Here is a 20,937-nt window from a genome sequence, read left to right as displayed (position 1 = left end):
AAAAACTCATTTAAATCACTTTGCTATTAAGTACAAATTGATTCTTAGAGCGAACCAGATTGCTTGGCAGGAGCTTAAAAATATGGCAGCTTAAAATTGACCGTGCGTAACATGAGTTAATTATAAACTATAGATTAGAATTTGTTTTAAATTTGTCCATTTGTTTTGGCTTCTTACGATTTCTTAAAGCTAAAAGGGTGGGAGCCGGAAGAATAAGCTTTTTTAAGAAGATGCCATTATCCCCTGCAGTAATTAGCTCTTAAACCTCTCGTGGAGGTAAAATTGCTATCCCTATAACAATGGGTGCCTTATTGGATAATCTATAAAAAGTGGCATTAGGTAGAACAATGAGTTCTGGGTACCGATAAAAGAGCCATTGTGGTAGTTGAAAAGTAGTAGTTCCTTCGAGATCCCATGCATAATTAAAGCCTACATCCCAAATGAAGAGTGCCCCGGTTTTACTCAATTCCAATTCATCTACCCAAGGATTTTGTTTCAGTCGCCAATTAAGATAGGGTTTGGTTTTAGTGGGTAAATACGGAGTAATCAAGGAGACCAGATAATTGGAGCCAACCACATAAGCTAAGGGGCGATGATATCGGTCTTGCCACAATTGGCTTAGGGATAAGGCCATTGCTCTATTCGGTAAAAAAGCATCATTATTGGGCTTAGGAAAAAGAGTCAAAGTCACCATGCGAACCCCAAATAGCAAACTACTAAAGAGCACAAAACCTATGCTAAATTTTTTTAGTTGGGCGGGATTTAGAAGGGGTTTTAAATAGCCTATAACGATAATCCCTAGCAGAAAAAAATAAGGGGTGGCCCAACGAGGCGGAAAATAATTGCCATCAATGATGCCTAAGAGCGTGGTTATAAAAACAGGCCCTAAACCCATAATAAGCAGGAAATGCCATTGGAAAGGTGAAATATTAAACCTTGCTTTATTTTTTTTATAAAAAGGCCAACTTAAAATAAAAACCCCGGCAATGTAAAATAAATCGTTGAGCAAAGTCAGGATGGGATAGAGTAGATGCCCCCAAACGGTTTTAGTTTCGGTATAATCATAGGCAATGGTTTTCACATAAACTAATGAAATAAACTGATGCTGATACAACCAAACTAAATGCGGGCTTACTAGCAATAAAAAAAATGTAAAAGCATAATACAGCTCTTTTTTTTTAAAATTTTGCCGCAGGTTTGGATGTTCAAGACACAAAAAAAGCATACAGGCAAATAAGATAAGCGATTGATACTTGGTGCAGATGCAACAAGCTGCAAAAAAAGCAGTTAATAGCCAATGGCGCAATTTTTCCGTAGTTAGGGCATAGTAAAAGAACAGCGTACAGCAGGCCCATAAAGGAGCTTGTAAGCTATCACAAGTTAAATTAAACGAATTTACATTGTAAAAAAGAACCCCTTCCAAAAGTAATACAGCAATTAGGGCATGGCGAGAGGGAAGGAACTGTTTTGCTAAATACCAGACAGCGACAAACGTACTGGTATTTACTAACTGTGCTAATAAATAAATAGACCAATCGGCCTGATTAAATAAAGAAAAAACAGCCGCACAAAGCCAGGCTGTTAAATAAGGATGTTTCGGATAACCCCATTGCCATTGCAAACCCCAGGTAATACTTTCCAAAGTATCATGAGGCAAAGAGGGACGAGAAAAATAGCTACCTAAGGTCCAAAAGAGGGTATGCAGTAAGATAAACAGAATAAAATAGACGGTAGTTTTTTGCTCGGTGGTATAAGCAACTCGAGCAAGCGGATTAGAACAAAACCTAAGTTGCGTCATTGTAACTGTACCTACTTATGTCCCTTTATTCTTTAAATTTCAGGTACACTTAATACATCATGGCAAGAATTAATAAACCTAAACCAATGAAACCAAGAATAGTTAGGCTTATATTCCCTCCAGGAACCATAATATGGCGCTCATTTGCGGCTAGTACACAGTTTTTTCTACCTTGCCAGCTCATGATTGCGGGTAATAAAAGCAGTAAAATAACACAACAAACGCCAGCGTAACTCAAAGCATGTAAATAGATTCCTGGATTAAATAATACTACGGCTAAAGGTGGAAGAAAGGTTAAGGCTAAAGTGTATTTACCTTGGCTTCCAGATTTTTTTAACTTTAAGCCATCGGCGAGAAAATCAAATAAACCTAAAGAAACACCTAGGAAGGCGGTTATCATACAAATAGAGGTAAAAAAACCAAAAAAGCCACTAATCCAAGAGTTATGAATGGCTTGATTTAACGCCTCAGTTAAACCGCTGGTTGCATGTTCTGAGCTCATTAAGGCAATTAATCCCTGGTCTCCTTCACGTGCTACCACGCCCATAATGATTGCATCCCAAACAATGTAACAAAATAAAGGGATTAGAGAGCCTAAGAGGATAACTCGTCTTAACGTGGGGATATCATCTTCAAAATAATCCCGCAAACTAGGCACAATAGAAGCAAACCCAAAGGAGGTAATTAAAACCATTAACATTCCCGTGAAGGCACTGGCAGAACCTCCAGTTAAACTAGTGGGGCTTACATGGGGGCTTATAATAATGACCAGTAAGACATAAACACCTAACTTACCAAACATCAGTCCCCGATTCACATAATCTACAGAGCGAATACCTTTATAAACAATTAAACTAAAAATTAGAGTGAAAAAAACAGAAGTTAGCCAAGTGGGAAGATGAACATTAATTTTTTGCAGTAAGGCATTAAATACGTCGCTGCCTCCTGAAATATAAGCCGCTAATAAGGTATACAGGAGAAAAAGATAGGTAATCCAGGCAATAATTTGCCCCGGTAAGCCGAGCGTCGATTTAGCCATGGAAATCATATTGCTGCCCGGCGGGAGGCGTAAATTAACTTCAAGCACTAAAAGGGCGCCTGAAGTCATAATTAACCAACAAGCTATAAGAAAAAATAAGGAATTACCAAAGCCTACCTCAGCAGTAGAAACGGGTAATGCGAGCATCCCCCCGCCAATTGAGGTTCCAACAATCAATAATATACCGCCTATTAATTTTGAATTGAGCACTTTAATAAATCCATAATTGTTCAATTATAACACAAAATGTTACTTTGTTTTGCATGTAAAGTCAATGATTTTATCCAATAGTTATACAATTTTCCATAACTCATCAATAAGTAAAATTAGGGCAACCCCGATGACTGCTAATTGAGTCAGCTTCCCTCCAGGTACTAAAAAAGGGGAGCTGTATTTTCGCCTACCAAAATAACACATTAAAGCGGGTAGGAGTAATAATAAAATGATACAGAAGATTCCGGCATAGCTTAAAGCATGAATATAAGCACCTGGATAAAAAAGCACTAAGACTAAGGGAGGGGCAAAAGTTAAGATAAATAATCCTAGACCATGTCTTCCTTTTTCCCGTAATTTTAAGCCATCCGCCAAAAAACTATACAAGCACAACGAGACACCTAAAAAGGCAGTAAGCATACAAATAGAGGTAAAAAAGTTAAATAAAGCAGATATAGTTTTGCTGTGAATTTTTTCGGACAATAAATTAGCTAAAGCACTCGTAGTATGGGAATTGTGCATTAAACTTTCTAGACCTTGATCCCCTGCGGAGGGTAGGGAGCCTATAATGACGGCATCCCAAGCCATATAACAAAATAAAGGGATTAAGGAGCCAATAAAGATCACTTTTTTTAGTTGTTTAATATCATCATCAAAATAATCCCTTAAGTTAGGCACGATAATCGCAAAACCAAATGAGGTGATTAAAATCATTATGGATCCCGCTATATATTGAACAGATCCATGTTCAAAATTAGAGAGTTCGACATAAGGGGCGATAAGTACTACAAGAATAAAATAGACGGCTAATTTGCCAAACATGAGTAGACGATTGGCATAATCTACCGAGTGAATCCCGCCATAGACAATTAGCCCGAACAGTAAGGTAAATAGGGTACTGGCTTGCCATTCATTTAAACTAAGTCCTAGCTTGTGCAAAAGGTTATTTAAAACGTCAGCTCCTCCTGAAACATAAGCGGATAATAAGGCATAAAGAAGAAATAAATAGCTAACCCAGGCTGCAAGTAAGCCATATTTACCTAAAGTTGCTGAGGCCATGGAAACCATATGTTTACCCCGCGGTAAATAAAGGTTGGCCTCGAGAATAAAAAAAGCCCCTAAGGTCATGAAGGCCCAACAGACTAAAAGAAAAAAAGAAGATTGCCAAAACCCGGTTGCTGCATTGGCTACAGGCAAAGCAAGCATACCCCCACCGATGGAGGTGCCCACAATTAAAAGAATACCACCTATAAATCTGGAACGCATTAACAGCCTTATTTCATATCAAGAATTGGTTGATCTGCTTTGGCTACTAATCCTGTAAACCATTGAATCTCAATTCGTCTATTATAAGCACTTCCATGCACCACCATATTGTCACCGATTGTGTTTTTATCTCCATATCCTTCGGCCTTTAATTGTATTGAGCGTATTCCATTCGCCCATAAATAGGTCATCATCGTTTCTGCTTGTGCTTGTGACATGAGCTTTTTATGGCGGCGAGAACCTACGTTATCGGTAAACCCTGCTACATATATTGGGCTTTGCGGGTAAAGTTTTAATAGTTTTACCACATTCATTAAGCCAGGATAACATAACTCATTTAATCTTGGACTCATAAACATAAAATATTTATCAGTGGGGATGATAAGAGTCATAGTGTCCCCATACTCAACGAATTGGATACTTTCTTTTTTAAGTTGTTTGACGATGGCCGGTTTGCTGTCTTTATAAATAGCGCGAATTGTACCAATGGTCCCTCCAACTGCGCCTCCTGCTAAAGTGCCGGTTAAGGTGCCACTAGTAATTGCCCCCACCACTGAACCGCTAGCTGCTCCTGCTGCCGCTGTTCGACCCATTCGATTATCCGGTTTAAAATTGTTATAGGGTGGGTGCACACCACAACTACTAAGCAGACCAATCATTAGTCCTGTAATGATAAATTTCGATCTCGTGGTATTGCCTACCATGCCCACTCCATTAATATAAAGATTTAATCATTATTAAGCATCTAGTTAATTTTCGCAATCACTCTGATGAAAATCATGGTGATGATTTTTAAAGAAATGTTATTGGGTTTCATCCAATTAATTAGCTTTGACAAAGCCTCGAGGTGACCTTCAGGGCAAATGCATCCCATTGTAAATTATGTGACCAAACAAGATGCATTCCGGGCTTTATGCGGGTAACCTAGTCTATATTCTCAGGCATGATTGGCTGGATACCGTGCATAAAGCACGGTACGTAGACAAGAGCAGGCTTAGGTACGTAACCAATGGCTTAACTGATGCACTATTTAAATGTGTTTGCCCTGGGCTAGCTTTTAAGACAATACTTTATAGCTCGCCCCTGGATCAATAAGCACCCTTAGCCGAATGTTCTTAATAACAAGGAGATAGCTCAGATCTGAGATTAGCTTCCAGCTCTTCCTCATCTTTTTTCGGGGGGAGGAAAAAAGAAACTACATTGCGTTCTAAGCGCTCTTGTGTATCTATAGCATTAAAGGATTTGAATTCATTGGCGGATTCAAGGATCTGATTGGCTGCTTGCAACATTAAAACACTAGTACCTAGAGTAATCGCAAGTCCCACGGGTAAATTGAAAAACATTAATGGAATACCAAAACCAATACAAAAGGCATAAGAGGTCATTGCTGCGGTTAACCAAAAAAGTAGCTCACAGGTTTTGAAAATATTGTGCACAATGACATCAATTTTTCTGTCTCTAGCCAGACTATTTAAATTTTGTAAGGCCTGATCTGCAGTGAGCGAACCGGCTTTTATTTGCCTCATGGTGTTTAATAAAAGATCATATTCGTTTACTAAAGCTTGTCTTTTAGAATAGTTAATATCTTTGTTAAACAGACGAATAAAATAATTGTTTAGCCGTTGGATATTTTGCTGGAAGGATTCGGTCAGATTTTCATTTTTAAATAAATCATTTACCTCTTCGATGTATTGATTAAGTCTATCAAATAATTGAATAGTAGCATCCTTAGTCATAGTTTTTTCCCTGTGCTAATTAAACAAATAATCACCTCTATTTGCTCTATTGTATAACATACTTGGTCTAGAAATTTAAGCTCTAATTCACTAATTATCAATACGGCATAAATTTTTAAAATCACAATAGCTGCAAATATTGGGGTTTATTGGCTGAGGAGGGCAATACCCGTTGAGTACTTCTTGAGCTAAGCGGCTTAATTGTTCCTGCCAATTCTCGCGCGTTTCATGCCAACTCTCTTCTTTTCTTAAGCTGTTAATTCCTTTGATCTCGGTTTTTGTTTCGCTAAGACCAGTGCAGAGGATTTTACCCGCTTTTATTTGCATTAAAATTAAAGTATTAATTTCTTCATCAAGTAAGGCGTAAAGCAGTAATTGTGGTTCTTGGGGCCGCTCTTCATTCCAAGGTTTAGTGCTGGGAAGGGTACTTTTATAATCAATCACCCAGGTTTTGTCGCCTACCTTATCTAACCTATCCACGCGGACTTTAATCTCTAGACCCGACAGGTTCAAGGTGTAAGATTGCTCTAGGCCCGCAATAACAAAAGCCGGTCGTTGCTTTTCCCACTCTAAATAACTTAAAACCAGGCGCTTTAGTCGGCAATATTCTAAGTCTTGGATGAAGTGGGGAGAGTCAACAGCTTGTTGTTTTAAGGCTTGCTTAATTGCATTAGCAATAAGTTGCTCAAGCCTGTCTTGTGGATAAGCAAAGAGCTGGGCTTGGTTTGTTAAATCATGCCATAATAACTCCATAATTTTATGGATAATTTTCCCGCGTTCCTTATTATCCAGCCCATCAACATTTTTTAACACAGGCTTTGCTTTTAGTCGGTGTTCTGCAAAGGCTTTGAAAGGGCATTTCGCTTGATTGGCTAATAGGGCCGTTCCTCCACTTAAAAGTTCCTTTTCTTTTAAAGGAAGGGAATAGCTTTCTTCGTGATGCGTTAAAACCTCTTTAGCGTTCTTAAGCTTAATAATAGAATTGCAAAAAAGAGGAAAATGACTGATTAAAGCACTGGGTAAATTAGGTTTATCACCATCTAGGCGGCTATAACTAAAGACCACTGAAGGACTTCCGCGTTGTAAACGCTGCAAGGTTTGGCGTGCAAAATATAATTCACGCGCTGCTGTGCTGTGGGGCATATACTGTTCACGTTGTAACTGCGGTGGAATAAAGGCGGACAATTGGACTGAGCCTGGCAAACATTGATCGGTTAGGCCCATAACCCATAATCCATCAAACTCACAGCCCGACGCTTCCAATAAACCCGATATTTGAATGGGCGCATTTTTTTTCTGGGCTTGGAAAATAGTATTCCTTGCTAATTGAGTTAAGGCATGCAGAGCTTCATTTTTACTAAACTCCGCTTTAATCACTGCTAATTGACGAAATTCATCGAATAAAGCAACAAAACGTTGATAACATTGATATTGGATTGAATTTAGTCCCAGATCGCCAGGAAAACCTAAGTCATTTAATCGTTTTTGGAATAAAGTAATCCAGGCATTCACGGAGGCGAAAGCAGGATAAGGGGTTAAGTTATTCAATAGATTAGAAAGTTTAGGGACAGATATACTTAAATGCTGTTTTAATTGTTTTAAACTAAAGTGACTTTGGTGAATTAAATTATTGTCCTGTAAGAATTGCGCTCTTGGTAGGAATTCTTCTTTGGCTGCGCTTAAATAGGGTGACTGCAACAGTAAAGCGGCTTGATGAGGGTTAAGCTCGGTTTCCAAGGCAAGCCAGGATAATCCATGTGCCACTAAAGGATAGTCATTTAAAGGTTCTCCTAAAGAGATATTAAATAAGGTAGGATCAAAATGTTGGCTTAGTAGACGTTTAAATCCCTGTGCCCCTTGTTGTAACTCTGGTAGGACTACACCTAGGCGTTGTTTGCCTTCTTCGAGTTTTAATTTTAACCACTGGATTAGCTGCTGGCATTCTTCTTTATTATTTTCGGCGGCACAAAGCCTTGTATTAGCATGGTTCTCAGCCAGATCATAACGATATTGTGCTATTCCTTGCTGACCTAAATGAGCCTGTAAGAGCGCTTGCTCTGGGGTAAATTCATCAAAGCACAGCCAGATCAGTGGCTTATTAAATAAAGGTGCTTGGGTTTTTATTAAATAACTAACGAGTTGGTATTCAGTAATTCCTTGTAAATCTTGGACACGTTTATTAAAGGTTTGCCACCATTTTTGAAACAGTTGGGTTTGTGGCGTGTAAGAAAAACTTGAATTTTCAGGTTGTACCAACCATTGCTCACATTGTTTCCAAGCTTGCATCACCGAGCTAAGTAAACCTTCGCTATAAGTAAGTGCCTCTGTCTCTTGGAGAATAGTTAGCCAAAGATAGCGGCATTGTGCTTCATTAAGTAGCATCGGAGGGGCGGGTTGATAATGGTTAAACCGGATTTGTGCAAAAAGCTTTAAAAGCATTTGTTTATAAGGGAGGCATTGTGGTTTTACCAGCGTATTTTGTTGGCGAACCGTGAAGTAGCTGTGAAGCACCGCTGCACTAAGTCGATTATTCGGGCTAATAACAATAGCCCCTTGATGAATTAACTCAAGGAGCCATTTTTTGTCGTGAAATTCTTGCATGAGTCGATAAGGATGCCTTAGTGGCCATACCTCTATACCGTTTTCCTACCGGGACGATCTTCATGGTATGGTCTTTTTGTTATTTTTACCGGAAGCACTTGGGTTTCAATGCTTGATTCTTTGTAGGAATGCAGGATATCGTATACTAATTGGCCGCGTAAATACATAGCTGCTAAACCTGAAGCAATCGCAAGCCAAATACCAAAAAGAACGTAACTATACGCTAAAACCACTAAATAGAGATAAACCATAGATTTTATCCCTAACAAACTAGATGGGGTTGTATGTTCTGCCAGCATGCAAAAAACTAAACCTAAATCAAAGACAGGCAGTGAGGCCAGAACCATAATAAAACCAAGCCAAAAGACGCGTTGTTTATAAGGTTTTTTGCAATGGACAATTTGTTCGCCAAAGATTGCCCCTGTGCATCCTGCAACCAATACCCCAATTAAAATAGATTCAAAAACCGGAATCAACTCTTGGATACCAATTAAGGTTAGGAAAGCATTGATTAAAATGGTGCCTACTACGGAAAGTAAACCAAAATAAATTGCGGCTATCAATCGTGGATTGGATATACTTAATGCGATATCTTTTTTTGCCATGATGCACCTCAAATAGAAGATTCCATGTGCCTATATGTATAATTTTAGTACAAAAAAAGACCTTGGGCTCTATTATTTAAGTATTTCCTTTATTTTTTCTAAACCCAAATGTTGTAACAACTCCCGGTTACGTTCCGGTATTTTACTCGTATCACCGTAGGCTTGAATCGCTTTTTCTAAATCCTCTTCGCGTAAGATATGTAACATCGGGTAAGGAGAACGATTGGTGTAATTACTCACCTCATCAGGTTCTGAGTCGGCAAAATAATAATCCGGATGGAAGGAGGCTACTTGATAGATTCCCTCGTATTCTAATTGCTCTAGAAGTTCTTCTGCTAAATCCACGAGTTCAAGATAGGCAAAAAAATCTTTAAAGCCGGTTGGAAAGACCAGGAGGGTCGTTTCAATTTTGGGGTGCTCATCTAGAAAATGGATCTCAGTCATTAAGTCCTCTAAGGCAAGCGCTTTCTTTCTATGCTCAGAGACTGTAATTCGCAAAGCGTTCTTATTTACTGGGCCTTTTGCAAAAGGACATAGGTTGTTTTCAATAACAAAAGAACGTACCCAATTTAGGGTTTGCTCGGTAACGGTAGTAGAATTCATAATATAGTTATAGGGGGCTAAACCTAGGATTATACAGGACAATGCAAAAATACAATTCATTAATTAAAATTATTCTTTGTATAGAGCAAAATTATTATTTTAATTAACCTAATCGTAGGCATAAGAGCTTTCTAGCGAGCAGAGAAAAGTGCTGTTTAAAGAAATCTTATAGGAGCACAGCCTCCGAGCTTCTTTAAAAATGTTTATGCAAAATGGCAAGCTCTCTACGCAAGCCTTCGATTTCATCTAACAGCTCCAAAGCTAAGGCCACTCCAGGTAGGTTAATTTCTAAATCTCGATGGAGGCGAAAAGCGGATTCCATCCGGCGTAAGTCTTTTGCATCTAACTGGTTTTCTTTACCGTTTGAGGATGTAGAAAAAATGCCGTATTCCATCATTTCTAGTAATAATTCTTGCGGAATATTATATTTATGGCATACCTCTTTAAAAGAAAGAGTTTCTTCAATCAGCATTCCAACAATCACTTGCTCTTTGTTCATGTTTATACTCCCATCGATGCGCGAGGATTAAAAGGCATTACTTCGGCCATTTTTTGATATAATTCTTTAGCTGCATCAGTAGTGGCTGGTGGAGTAATTATTTTTAATAATACATATTGGTTTCCGGGGGTAGCTCCTGGAAGGCCGCGATTTTTTATTCTTAGTTTTTGTCCGCCTTGCGAACCGGCGGGAATTTTTAAATCTATTTTACCTGCTAGGGTGGGGACTACGACGGTTGTTCCTAGGGCCGCTTCCCACGGGGTTAAAGGGAGTGTTAAATAAATATCACTATCTTGTACATCAAACAGAGGATGCTTCATTACCTCTACAGTTAAATATAAATCTCCTTTGGGACCATTATTTAGCCCTGCTGCCCCTTGACCTGGGAGACGGATTTGCTGGCCTGATTTTACGCCTACAGGGATTTTAACATTTAAGGTTTGGGTTTTTCCGCTCTCGGTAGGTATTTGAATGCTTTTGACCGTACCATTAAACGCCTCTTCTAAACTTATGCTTATTTTACCGTGGTAGTCTTGACCGGCGCGAGGCTGGTTGTGCGTACGGGCATGACCAAATAGGGACTCAAAAAAATCACTATTGAATTCAGTACCACTAAAATCTGCACTCTGAAATTCAGGACCACTGTAATTGTGATAGGAATAATGGGGCGTATTGTGCTGTTGTGCTTGCTCATAGAATTCACGGTTTTTAAGATAATCATCATATTGAGCACGTTTTTTAGGATCTTTTAAGGTTTCGTAAGCCTCACCCATTTCTTTAAAGCGCTCCTCCGCATTAGGCTCTTTACTAATATCGGGATGATATTTTCTGGCAAGACGGCGATAAGCGGTTTTAATTTCTTGTTCGGTGGCAGTGGAGGCTAGGCCCATTATTTTATAATAATCTTTGTCCATGTTGATTCTCATCTTCCTAATCATTCACAGTATAGGCTAACAGTAGATAAATTGTTAAGCCAATGTTAACTCTAATTGATTTTTAAATTTTTTTTACTACCAAATCTAATTAAGTGATGATAAAGTCATAAATTCTAGATATTTTTCTACTAGGTTCATGATAGGAAAATAGCTCAGGATGTCATGGATTGATTTGATGGGGAACTTTAAATAAACATGTTACGTACTTTTACTTTAATGCTCTGTTTATTTCTTTGTTCCTGTATGGTGGGGCCTAATTATAAGGAACCGCAAAAAACTATCGCGGAACATTGGCCGCAAAAGAATGCTTCAGTTAAAGAAACGCCTTTTAAAGATGTCTTATGGTGGAGAGTCTTTAAAGATCCTACCCTTACCGAACTCATTAAGCAGGGCTACAAAAACAATATTTCCATCCAAATTGCCGGGACAAGCGTCTTACAAGCCAGAGCCCAGTTGGCTCAAACTGTTGGTGAGCTTTATCCACAACAACAAGGCATGATTGGCAACTATACTTACAACCGTATAGGTGGAAGCTCCTTAGAAAGTATTCTACCCACTAGTTTTGATACCGCGGCGCTCGGATTTTCAGCAAGCTGGGAATTGGATTTTTGGGGTAAATACCGCCGGGCAATCCAATCTAATGATGCCGCTTTTCTAGCCTCGGTTGCCGCTTATGACAATGCGTTGATTACCCTGACTTCGGATATTGCAACTTCTTATACCAAAATTCGTACTACCGAAAAACTCATTAAAGTAACTAATGCGAATATTGTAGTCCAAAAAATGAGCTTAAAGATCGCACTAGCACGATATAATGCGGGTGAAGTAAGCTTGGTTGATGTTGAGCAGGCCAAAACCGAATTGGCGCAAACCCAGGCCTCTTTACCTCCCTATATTAATGATTTACAGACCCAAAAAGATACTATCGCCGTATTACTCGGTACTATTCCTAATGGCGTTGACGGCCTGCTGAAAAAAAGCTACGGCATACCCAAGGCGCCTTATTCAGTTGCTGTAGGTATCCCTAAAGAAACGATTGCCCGACGACCAGACATCCATAAAGCCCGATTACAAGCAGTACAACAAGGAGCGGCAATTGGTGCTATAAAAGCAGAATTGTTCCCGGCTTTATCTTTAGTAGGCAGCTTTACTTTTTCTTCCAGTTCTATTGGTAGTGCAAGCATCGCTGATATGTTTAATTGGTCCAATAGGACGATTACTGCCGGGCCTTCGCTGGCTTGGTCCCTGTTAAATTATGGGCAAATTACCAATGCCGTGCGCGTTCAAGACGCAGTGTTCCAACAGGCCTTATTAAACTATGTTAATCTAGTTTTACAAGCGCAAAAAGAAGTGCAGGATAATATTAGCGCTTATATTCAGGCAAAAGCGGCGGTTTATTATTTAACCCAAGCTAACAACTCCGCTACCAAGTCCTTACAACTAGCCATTGTGCGCTATAAAGAGGGCGAAACCGATTTTACCCCTGTTTTAAATGCTGAACAGCAATTATTAAGTGTCCAAACCTCTTTAGTTAATGCACAAGGCAATATCCCTGAAGCATTAATCGCTTTATATCGCTCTTTAGGTGGCGGTTGGCAAATTAGAGGGTTTGATGATGTGATTCCGCAAAAAATAAAAGATGAAATGGCGGCTCGAACTAATTGGGGTACTTTGTTAAAACAACAAAATCATATGCCACCAATGACTAAAGCCCAAAGAATACAACAACTTTATCTACCAAAATGGTAATGAGCATGAACCAAGAAAAAAAATCTAAGCAAACAAAAGTTATAGTCTTTATTGCAGTGCTTGTATTAGCTTATTTTGTTATCCAGCATTTTACAAAAAAAGAAGAAATAACGCTTCCACTCCCTGTGGTGGTAGTTCAAAAGCCAGTATTAGCCGACATGATCGAGTTTGTAACGCAAACAGGGACTACGGTCGCCTTTAACTCTGTAAATTTAGTTGCCCGAGTTTCGGGTTATTTAAATTCCATCGAGTTCGTTGATGGAACCTTTGTGAAAAAAGGTACGGAATTATTCGTTATTCAACCAGAACCCTATTGGGAACAATTACTAGCAGCACAAGCAACGGTTGCAGCCAATCAAGCAGCCTATGACTATGCCAAGTTAGAATATGAGCGCCAACAACGGATGTACAAGCAAAATGCTACCTCCTTGAATAACGTACAAAAATGGCTGGCAAAAATGGACGAATCTAAAGCTGAATTAGATAAATCCAAGGCGGATGAGGTCAATGCCCAAATTAATTATAGTTATACCCATATCTCAGCTCCTTTTGATGGACGTATTGGCCGACATTTAGTCGATATTGGGAACTTAGTAGGCAATGGGGTGGCAACCAATTTAGCAACTATAGATCAAGTCGATAAACTGTATGTTTATTTTAATCTTAACGAGTTAGACTTGATTAAACTCCGAGCTGCAGCGAGAGCCAGTGGCTTTAAACCTGCAGACATTCATAAAATTCCTGTATATATTAATTTCCAAAATGAAACAGGGTATAAGCACAAAGCTACTTTAGATTTTGTGAATACCGGTCTTAATGCATCTACTGGAACCATGGAATTGCGTGCCTTATTAGAAAATAAAGATAACCTTTTTGTACCTGGTTTATTTGTGCAGGTGCAAATCGCAGTATCACAGCCTAAAAAACAATTAACCATCCCCAGCACCGCTATTCTTTATGATCAAATTGGTCCCTATGTGCTGATCGTCGATAAAGACGATGTAGTGCAATTAAAACATATTGATTTGGGCGTTGCTGAAAATGGCAAGCAGGCGGTTACTAAAGGTATAAGCGCAGACGAAAGGGTGATAGTCGATGGCTTACAAAATGCATCCCCGGGTAATAAAGTAGAAATTCAGGGAGCGCAAAAAACAGCGGCTTGAGTAGTAGGCTCATCAATGGTCTGCATCTTTGGTCTTGCCTAGCCCGGACTTGCACTGATGATTTTTAACCTTGACTGGCTATTATAGGCCGTACTAAACCCTCTGTAACTGTAAAATTACTAATGCTGATCGTATCAGGGAAAGTGAGAATATAAGACAATGATTTCTAAATTTTTTATAGAACGCCCTATCTTAGCGAACGTTATTGCTCTGTTCATCGTTTTTTTAGGTTTTGTGGCCATTTTAGTTTTACCGGTCACCCAGTATCCCTCTATCGTACCGCCCACTATCCAAGTGACGACCAGTTATCCGGGGGCGAATGCAGAAACCTTAATAAAGACGGTTGCCTTACCTATTGAGCAACAAGTTAATGGTGTGGAGAAAATGCTCTACATGCAATCGACCAACACCAACAACGGTACTTATACCTTAATTGTAACTTTCGAAATCGGAACTGATCTTAACTTTGCCCAGATCTTAGTCCAAAACAGAGTGCAAGCCGCGATGGCGCAGCTCCCGGAGTCGGTGCAAAAACAAGGGGTGGTAGTCCAACAAAAATCAACGGCTATTCTGCAATTTATTACGCTTACCTCTGAACATGGCGAGTATGATGGTTTATTTCTAAATAACTATGCAACCATCAATATGCAAGATGAATTATCGCGTTTACCTGGAGTAGGGAATGTGGTGATTTTTGGTACCGGAAGTTATGCGATGCGTATTTGGCTTGATCCGAAAAAAATGCTCGCTTATGGATTGAATCCCAGTGATGTAGTAAATGCGATTAGCCGACAAAACCAAGAAGTTTCTGCGGGGCAAATCGCCTCGCCTCCAACCGCTGGAAATCAAGCTTACCAATTTACGGTAAATGTACCAGGACAATTAGCTGATCCTAAAGAATTTGCCAATATTGTAGTGAAGTCCGAATCCACTAAACCTAATCAGAATGCGAATGCCAGCTCCAGTGCACAAATCGTGCGAGTTAAGGACGTAGGACGAGTAGAGCTTGGTTCTTCAAGTTATAATCAGCTTTCTAAACTCAATAATCAACCAACGGCTGCTATCGGTATCTTCCAATTGCCTGGAGCCAATGCTTTAGATGTCGCTAATGAAGTTCGGGCTGCTGTTGAAAAAATGGCAAAACAATTCCCACCTGGGATGAAATATTCCATCCCTTTTGATACCACAATTTTTGTTAAAGCCTCGGTAGATGAAGTGTATAAAACTTTATTTGAAGCAGGTATTTTAGTACTTATTGTTATTCTGTTCTTTTTACAAAATGCTCGCGCAACCCTAGTACCTACTACCACTGTTCCCGTGACTATTATCGGCGCATTCTTTGCCATGCTTTTATTAAGTTACTCGGTGAACCTCTTAACCCTTTTTGCCTTAGTACTGGCGATTGGCATTGTGGTGGATGATGCGATTGTAATCGTTGAAGGCGTTACCCAACATATTGAGCGAGGCTTACCACCTAAGGAAGCCGCCATTGAAGCAATGCGCGAATTAATTGGCCCTATTTTAGGTATTACCCTGGTTCTTATGGCAGTATTTGTACCGGCTGGATTTATGCCCGGTTTAACCGGTTCAATGTACGCCCAATTTGCTTTAGTGATTGCGGCTACCGCCTTTATCAGTGCGATCAATGCGATGACCCTAAAACCCACACAATGTGCTTTATGGCTAAAGCCAGTACCAGAAGTAGAAAAGAAAAATATCTTCTACCGTGCTTTTGATAAAGTCTATTATCCCTTAGAAAATCGCTACATTAATTTTATTGACTCCCTAGTGCATAATTATAAAAAAGTGTGTTTAATAGGGCTTGCTCTCGTTGCTTTAGCGGTGTTTGGCATCAGTAAAATTCCAACCGGTTTTATACCCATTGAAGATCAGGGCTACATGATGTTGAACGTTCAGTTACCTGATGGGGCCTCTTTAGAGCGTACAGAGGCGGTGATGCAGAAATTAAGTGCTCAAGCTTCTAAATTAGGCGGGGTGGAAAATGTCATTACTATTGATGGCATTTCATTATTAGATAGCAATGCTACCCTTGCTAATGCCGGTGTGCTTTATGTGATGTTTAAAGATTGGAGTGTACGCGGTAAAGACGAAGATCTTTTACATATGTACGAAAAACTCAATAACATCGCAAGGAAAACTCTTGACGCCAAAGTTTTAGTGATGGTGCCTCCGCCCATCCAGGGTTTAGGGATGTCAGGTGGTTTTCAAATGCAATTGGAGTTAACCGATGGAAGCTTCGATTACCGTAAATTACAAGCGGCCACCGATCAGCTGATCCATTACGCCAGTATGCAACCCGAAGTGCAACGTTTAATGACTTCATTTCGAGCTTCTGTGCCGCAAGTATCGGCTCCTATTGATAGAACTAAAGCGGAGTCCTTAGGGGTTGCTATTGGTGATGCCACCGATACCTTGCAAACCTATCTAGGTTCTTCCTATGTGAATTTGTTTTCTAAATTCGGCCAAGTGTTTCAAGTCTATGTACAAGCTGAAGCCTCCTCTCGAATGACGATTGAAGATGTCCGTAATTTTTATGTAAAAAATAAAAATGGGGGTATGGTACCTTTAGGAACCTTAACCGATATTTATCCCGATGTAGGCCCTTCACTAATTTCTTTATATAATTTATATCCCTCCGCCAATATTTATGGGGCTTCAGCAACGGGTTATAGTTCGGGACAGGCAATGGCTGCGATGGAGCGGTTGGCAAAACAAATACTGCCTACTGGAGTAAGCTATGAATGGACTAGTACAGCATACCAAGAAAAAATTGCCGGAAATGTTAGTTATTATATTTTCCTTCTTTCTTTAGTGTTAGTGTATTTAATCTTAGCCGGACAATATGAAAGTTGGATCACGCCAGCCGCAGTTTTACTTAGCGTACCTTTAGCTTTAATCGGAACCGTTTTGGCTTTATCGGCTTTGGGTTTAGCAAATAATATGTATACCCAAATTGGTATTCTCTTATTGATTGCCTTAGCTGCAAAAAATGCCATTCTTATTGTTGAGGTGGCACGCGAAGAACAGCTGTATAATAATAAAACGGTAATGGAGGCGGCAGTATTAGGGGCTAAAAAACGGTTCAGACCAATTTTAATGACTTCTTTTGCTTTTATCTTAGGGGTAATGCCACTCGTATTCGCAACAGGCGCAGGAGCACATGCTCGTAACTCTATTGGTATCGCTGTATGCAGTGGGATGCTCGCATCCACTTGTTTAGCTGTGGTTTTTGTCCCTGCTTTTTATGTATTGCTCCATACTTGGGAAGCTAAAAGAAAGGCTAAGAAAAGCGAGCTCGCTCAGTTGCATGCTAAAGACGGATTATTAGGCTCTTAAAGCCTAAATACCTTGGCATGCATCCTTTTTCGGGGGATTAATTACTCTAGAGCTAGATCTTTGGGCTATTTTAATTTCCCTGTTTTACGTGCATCAGCCATTTTAACCGCGACTGCGCAAGATAAAAGGCGAGTACGTAAGGAGTCCGCTCTGCTGGGTAAAATAATCGGTACTCGAGCACCACATACAATTCCTGCGGCATCGGCATTGGTAAGAAAGCTTAATTGCTTAGCAAGCATATTCCCTGCTTCAATTTCAGGAACCAACAAGATATCAGCATCACCAGCAACGGGTGAATTAATATTCTTGGTACGGGCCGCTTCTTTATTTATTGCATTATCAAAGGCGAGTGGTCCATCAAGAATGGCGTTTGTTATCTGTCCTCGATCGAGCATTTTACATAAAACGGCGGCGTCAACGGTAGCCTGCATTTTGGGATTAACTACTTCTACTGCAGCAAGGATGGCTACTTTTGGTAATTCATCTCCATATAAGACATGCCATAAATTAATTGCGTTTTGGCAAATGTCGGCTTTTATTTCAACATTAGGGGCAATATTAATCGCAGCATCAGTAATAAATAAGGGTTTATGGTAGGTGGGTACGTCCATGATATAGACATGACTAATCCGGTATTTAGTTCTAAGACCTGAATTACTGCACACAATAGCCGACATTAGCTCATCCGTATGTAAAGAGCCTTTCATAATCGCTTCAATTTTGCCAGCAGCAGCTAATTCCACCGCCTTTTGGGCAGCGGCATCGCTATGCTCAGTATCGATCAAGTCCCAGTGTTCAATGCCAATTTGAGCCTCTTGCGCTGCTTTGTGAATCTTATCGGCAGGCCCTATTAAAATAGGGATAATTAATCCCTCTTGCTGAGCGTCAAACGCGGCTTCCAAAACATTAGCGCTGGTAGGATGAACGATGGCAGTGCGAATGGGGGGATATTGTTTGCATTCTTTTATAACTTTATTGAAGTGGTCTTTGTGATCAATGCTTACCCGGGGCAACTCACTTCGGGGTACCTTCAGTTTCTGCAGGGGGGCAATCACGCAAGCATTTCCTTCAATAACCGTTTGGCCCTTTTGATTTATACCAAGGCAATCAAAATACACCTTATGGGAATTATTTATTTTTTCCCGGACAGTGATGCTAAGTTTTAATGTATCACCTAAATGCATAGGGCTTTTAAATTTTATATCTTGTTCAACATAAATGGTTCCGGGTCCTGGTAACACTGTCCCCAATAAATTAGATATGAGCGCTCCTGACCACATGCCATGACCAACGACTTCATGAAAAAGATCGTTCTTTGCAAAGTCGGGATCGAGATGCGCAGGATTAATATCACCAGACATAGCCGCAAATAAAATAATATCATCCTTGGTTAAGGTTCTAACTAGTTCTGCTTTTTGACCGATAGTTAATTCATCAAAGGTGACATTCTCGAGTATAGTATCCATATAACCCTTCTTAAAGCTCATTATTATGACTAACCTTGGTTCAGACTAAGAGCAAGACCAAGCCTATATTAGGAGTTCCTCCTATTTTTGGAGCACATATTTACCCGGAGCAGGGGGTAATTTATCGCTCATTTTAGGAGGAGGGACCATAATTGGTGTTGATTCATTGGCTAACCATTTTTGCCAGGCAACCCACCAAGAACCTTGTTGTAACGGGGTTTCTTCTAGCCAGGTCTTGGGATCAATGTAGGAATCATTTTTAGCCCGCTCACTCATTCGATAACTCCGGCCTTCCCGGCCTGGCTCACTCACGATCCCTGCATTATGGCCGCCACTGGTTAATACAAAAGTGATATCGCTATTTAACAAGAGATGAGTTTTATAAACCGATTTCCATGGTGCGACGTGATCTTTCTCGGTACTGACTACAAAAGTTGGGATTTGGATATTCCGGGCTACTACATGTTTATTTTCCAAAGAAAAACGCCCTTCAGCAAAATCGTTATTTAAGAAAAGTTTCTCTAAATATTCACTGTGCATTTTGTAGGGCATGCGGGTCGCATCCGCATTCCATGCTAATAAAGCAATCATCCCTCGTTGTTTGCCATGCATGTAATCTTGTACCATCTTAGACCAAATTAGATCGTAGGAGCGCAGCATTTGAAAGGATCCAGCCATTTGCTTGGTATCGAGATAGCCTTGTTCCCACATCATGTTTTTTAAGAAAGAGACTTCACTTTTAGTGATAAATAATAATAACTCTCCAGCCTCGGTAAAATCACCTTGTGCAGCCAACAGAGTTAAACTCTTTAGACGCTGATCATTATTATTAGCCATAGCAGCAGCGGTAACCATGGCTAAGGTTCCTCCGAGGCAATAGCCTAAAAGATGAATTTTAGCTTCGGGTACTGCTTTGGATACGGCATCAATAGCAGCCATAGCACCTAGGCGGTAATAATCATCGAAGCCAATATTTCGATCTTCACTACCAGGATTACGCCAAGAGACGATAAATACCGTATGGCCTTGTTTGGTGAGCCAATTGACGAGGGAATTTTCTGGTAATAAATCGAGAATATAATACTTCATTATCCACGCAGGGAGCATTAACACCGGTTCTTTGTATACTTTCGTAGTTTGCGCTTCATATTGAATGAGTTCAATCAGGTGATTACTGTAGACTACTTTCCCCTTTGTAATGGCTACTTGTTTTCCTGGAATGAAATTCTCCACTCCGGCCGGAGGGGAGCCTGATATTTTTTCTAAGAAATCTTGGATGGCCAATTCCGAACCCCGGACTAAATTTTTCCCTTGGGAACGGATAGTCTCTTGGAATAAATCGGGGTTGGAGAGCACAAAATTGGATGGAGACAAAGCATCTAACATTTGTTTAATTCCAAAGGCGACCGTACGTTTTACATGAGGAGCAAGCCCTGGGACTTTAGTGGCTTGAAGACACCATTCCTCTAACAATAAAAACTGTTCGGCCCATAAACGCCAAGGATAGTTACTCCAATTCTCGGTTTGAAAGCGTACATCTTTACCGTTTCGTGGCTGTACTTGGGTGGTCAAGTTATTTGTCACATTACCAAGGTGGCGCATTGGATAAGTCGCTAAGCGTAACAAAGTGCCTGGGGATTGTCCTAATTGGGCAAGCCAAGAAAAATAGGACGTACCAATAGCTGCAGGGCTAATCGCTGCTGTTAATTTGGCTAGATTGGCTTGATAAAATTTATCCATAAAACGGAATAAAGAATCTGTTTCTGCAGGGTGGCTTTCTTTAGCTTGATTAGCCTCGATTTTGTCCTTTTCCTTCTTTATTTTAGAGGCTCGTGTAGTTGTCTTTTTGGCTGTATTGTTCATCACTACATCCTGTAGGTTTGATTTAAAAATTAGTATAGCAGTTT

Annotated in this window: 15 protein-coding genes; 3 read left to right on the top strand and 12 right to left on the bottom strand. The window is 40.0% G+C overall.

The window, feature by feature from the left end:
* Positions 1-259 precede the first annotated feature (259 nt).
* The 10 genes from ELY15_RS01620 to ELY15_RS01575 all read right to left on the bottom strand — a co-directional run bounded on the left by ELY15_RS01620 (position 260) and on the right by ELY15_RS01575 (position 11,274).
* Positions 260-1,798: a glycosyltransferase family 39 protein gene (locus ELY15_RS01620; protein WP_127097915.1), complete on the bottom strand. Its 1,539-nt coding sequence runs from the start codon at positions 1,796-1,798 to the stop codon at positions 260-262.
* A gap of 49 nt (positions 1,799-1,847) precedes the next feature.
* On the bottom strand, positions 1,848-3,047 hold the full coding sequence (locus tag ELY15_RS01615) for an amino acid permease (RefSeq protein WP_127097914.1): 1,200 nt from the start codon (positions 3,045-3,047) through the stop codon (positions 1,848-1,850).
* 81 nt (positions 3,048-3,128) lie between these two features.
* Complete coding sequence (locus tag ELY15_RS01610) at positions 3,129-4,316, bottom strand: amino acid permease (protein ID WP_127097913.1); 1,188 nt, start codon at positions 4,314-4,316, stop codon at positions 3,129-3,131.
* A gap of 8 nt (positions 4,317-4,324) precedes the next feature.
* A complete protein-coding gene (cmpA, locus tag ELY15_RS01605; RefSeq protein ID WP_127097912.1) occupies positions 4,325-5,020 on the bottom strand; it encodes a C-OmpA-like family protein CmpA in 696 nt (231 codons plus the stop codon).
* A 411-nt stretch (positions 5,021-5,431) separates the two neighbouring features.
* Positions 5,432-6,052 carry a DUF5638 domain-containing protein gene (locus ELY15_RS01600; RefSeq protein ID WP_127097911.1) on the bottom strand — a complete coding sequence of 207 codons (621 nt, stop codon included), beginning with the start codon at positions 6,050-6,052 and terminating at the stop codon, positions 5,432-5,434.
* A 90-nt stretch (positions 6,053-6,142) separates the two neighbouring features.
* Positions 6,143-8,653 (bottom strand): PD-(D/E)XK nuclease family protein, encoded by a 2,511-nt coding sequence (locus ELY15_RS01595; protein ID WP_127097910.1) that lies wholly within the window; start codon positions 8,651-8,653, stop codon positions 6,143-6,145.
* Between the two features lie 32 nt (positions 8,654-8,685).
* Positions 8,686-9,258: a hypothetical protein gene (locus ELY15_RS01590; protein WP_233586481.1), complete on the bottom strand. Its 573-nt coding sequence runs from the start codon at positions 9,256-9,258 to the stop codon at positions 8,686-8,688.
* 72 nt (positions 9,259-9,330) lie between these two features.
* Positions 9,331-9,861 carry a DUF1415 domain-containing protein gene (locus ELY15_RS01585; protein ID WP_127097909.1) on the bottom strand — a complete coding sequence of 177 codons (531 nt, stop codon included), beginning with the start codon at positions 9,859-9,861 and terminating at the stop codon, positions 9,331-9,333.
* Positions 9,862-10,054: 193 nt separating this feature from the next.
* Positions 10,055-10,360, bottom strand: coding sequence for a chaperone modulator CbpM (locus tag ELY15_RS01580; protein WP_127097908.1), 306 nt, complete (start codon positions 10,358-10,360; stop codon positions 10,055-10,057).
* Between the two features lie 2 nt (positions 10,361-10,362).
* The gene (locus ELY15_RS01575; RefSeq protein WP_127097907.1) at positions 10,363-11,274 is read right to left on the bottom strand and encodes a DnaJ C-terminal domain-containing protein; all 912 of its coding nucleotides are present in this window, start codon (positions 11,272-11,274) and stop codon (positions 10,363-10,365) included.
* Between the two features lie 216 nt (positions 11,275-11,490).
* Here ELY15_RS01575 and ELY15_RS01570 point away from each other — a divergent pair, with 216 nt between their 5' ends.
* The 3 genes from ELY15_RS01570 to ELY15_RS01560 all read left to right on the top strand — a co-directional run bounded on the left by ELY15_RS01570 (position 11,491) and on the right by ELY15_RS01560 (position 17,564).
* The gene (locus ELY15_RS01570) at positions 11,491-13,044 is read left to right on the top strand and encodes an efflux transporter outer membrane subunit (RefSeq protein ID WP_127097906.1); all 1,554 of its coding nucleotides are present in this window, start codon (positions 11,491-11,493) and stop codon (positions 13,042-13,044) included.
* A 5-nt stretch (positions 13,045-13,049) separates the two neighbouring features.
* The gene (locus tag ELY15_RS01565) at positions 13,050-14,207 is read left to right on the top strand and encodes an efflux RND transporter periplasmic adaptor subunit (protein WP_199744141.1); all 1,158 of its coding nucleotides are present in this window, start codon (positions 13,050-13,052) and stop codon (positions 14,205-14,207) included.
* 159 nt (positions 14,208-14,366) lie between these two features.
* Complete coding sequence (locus ELY15_RS01560; protein ID WP_127097904.1) at positions 14,367-17,564, top strand: efflux RND transporter permease subunit; 3,198 nt, start codon at positions 14,367-14,369, stop codon at positions 17,562-17,564.
* 65 nt (positions 17,565-17,629) lie between these two features.
* Here ELY15_RS01560 and ELY15_RS01555 read toward each other — a convergent pair whose 3' ends face one another.
* Entirely contained in the window at positions 17,630-19,030 is a 1,401-nt protein-coding gene (locus tag ELY15_RS01555; protein WP_127097903.1) for a bifunctional enoyl-CoA hydratase/phosphate acetyltransferase, read from the bottom strand.
* Positions 19,031-19,111: 81 nt separating this feature from the next.
* A complete protein-coding gene (locus tag ELY15_RS01550; protein WP_127097902.1) occupies positions 19,112-20,893 on the bottom strand; it encodes an alpha/beta hydrolase in 1,782 nt (593 codons plus the stop codon).
* Positions 20,894-20,937: the final 44 nt, after the last annotated feature.

The organism is Legionella sp. km772, assembly GCF_003989735.1.
Taxonomy (GTDB): domain Bacteria; phylum Pseudomonadota; class Gammaproteobacteria; order Legionellales; family Legionellaceae; genus Legionella.
The sequence above is the reverse complement of the archived record's forward strand: the minus strand, read 5'-3'. Positions and strand labels throughout refer to the sequence as shown.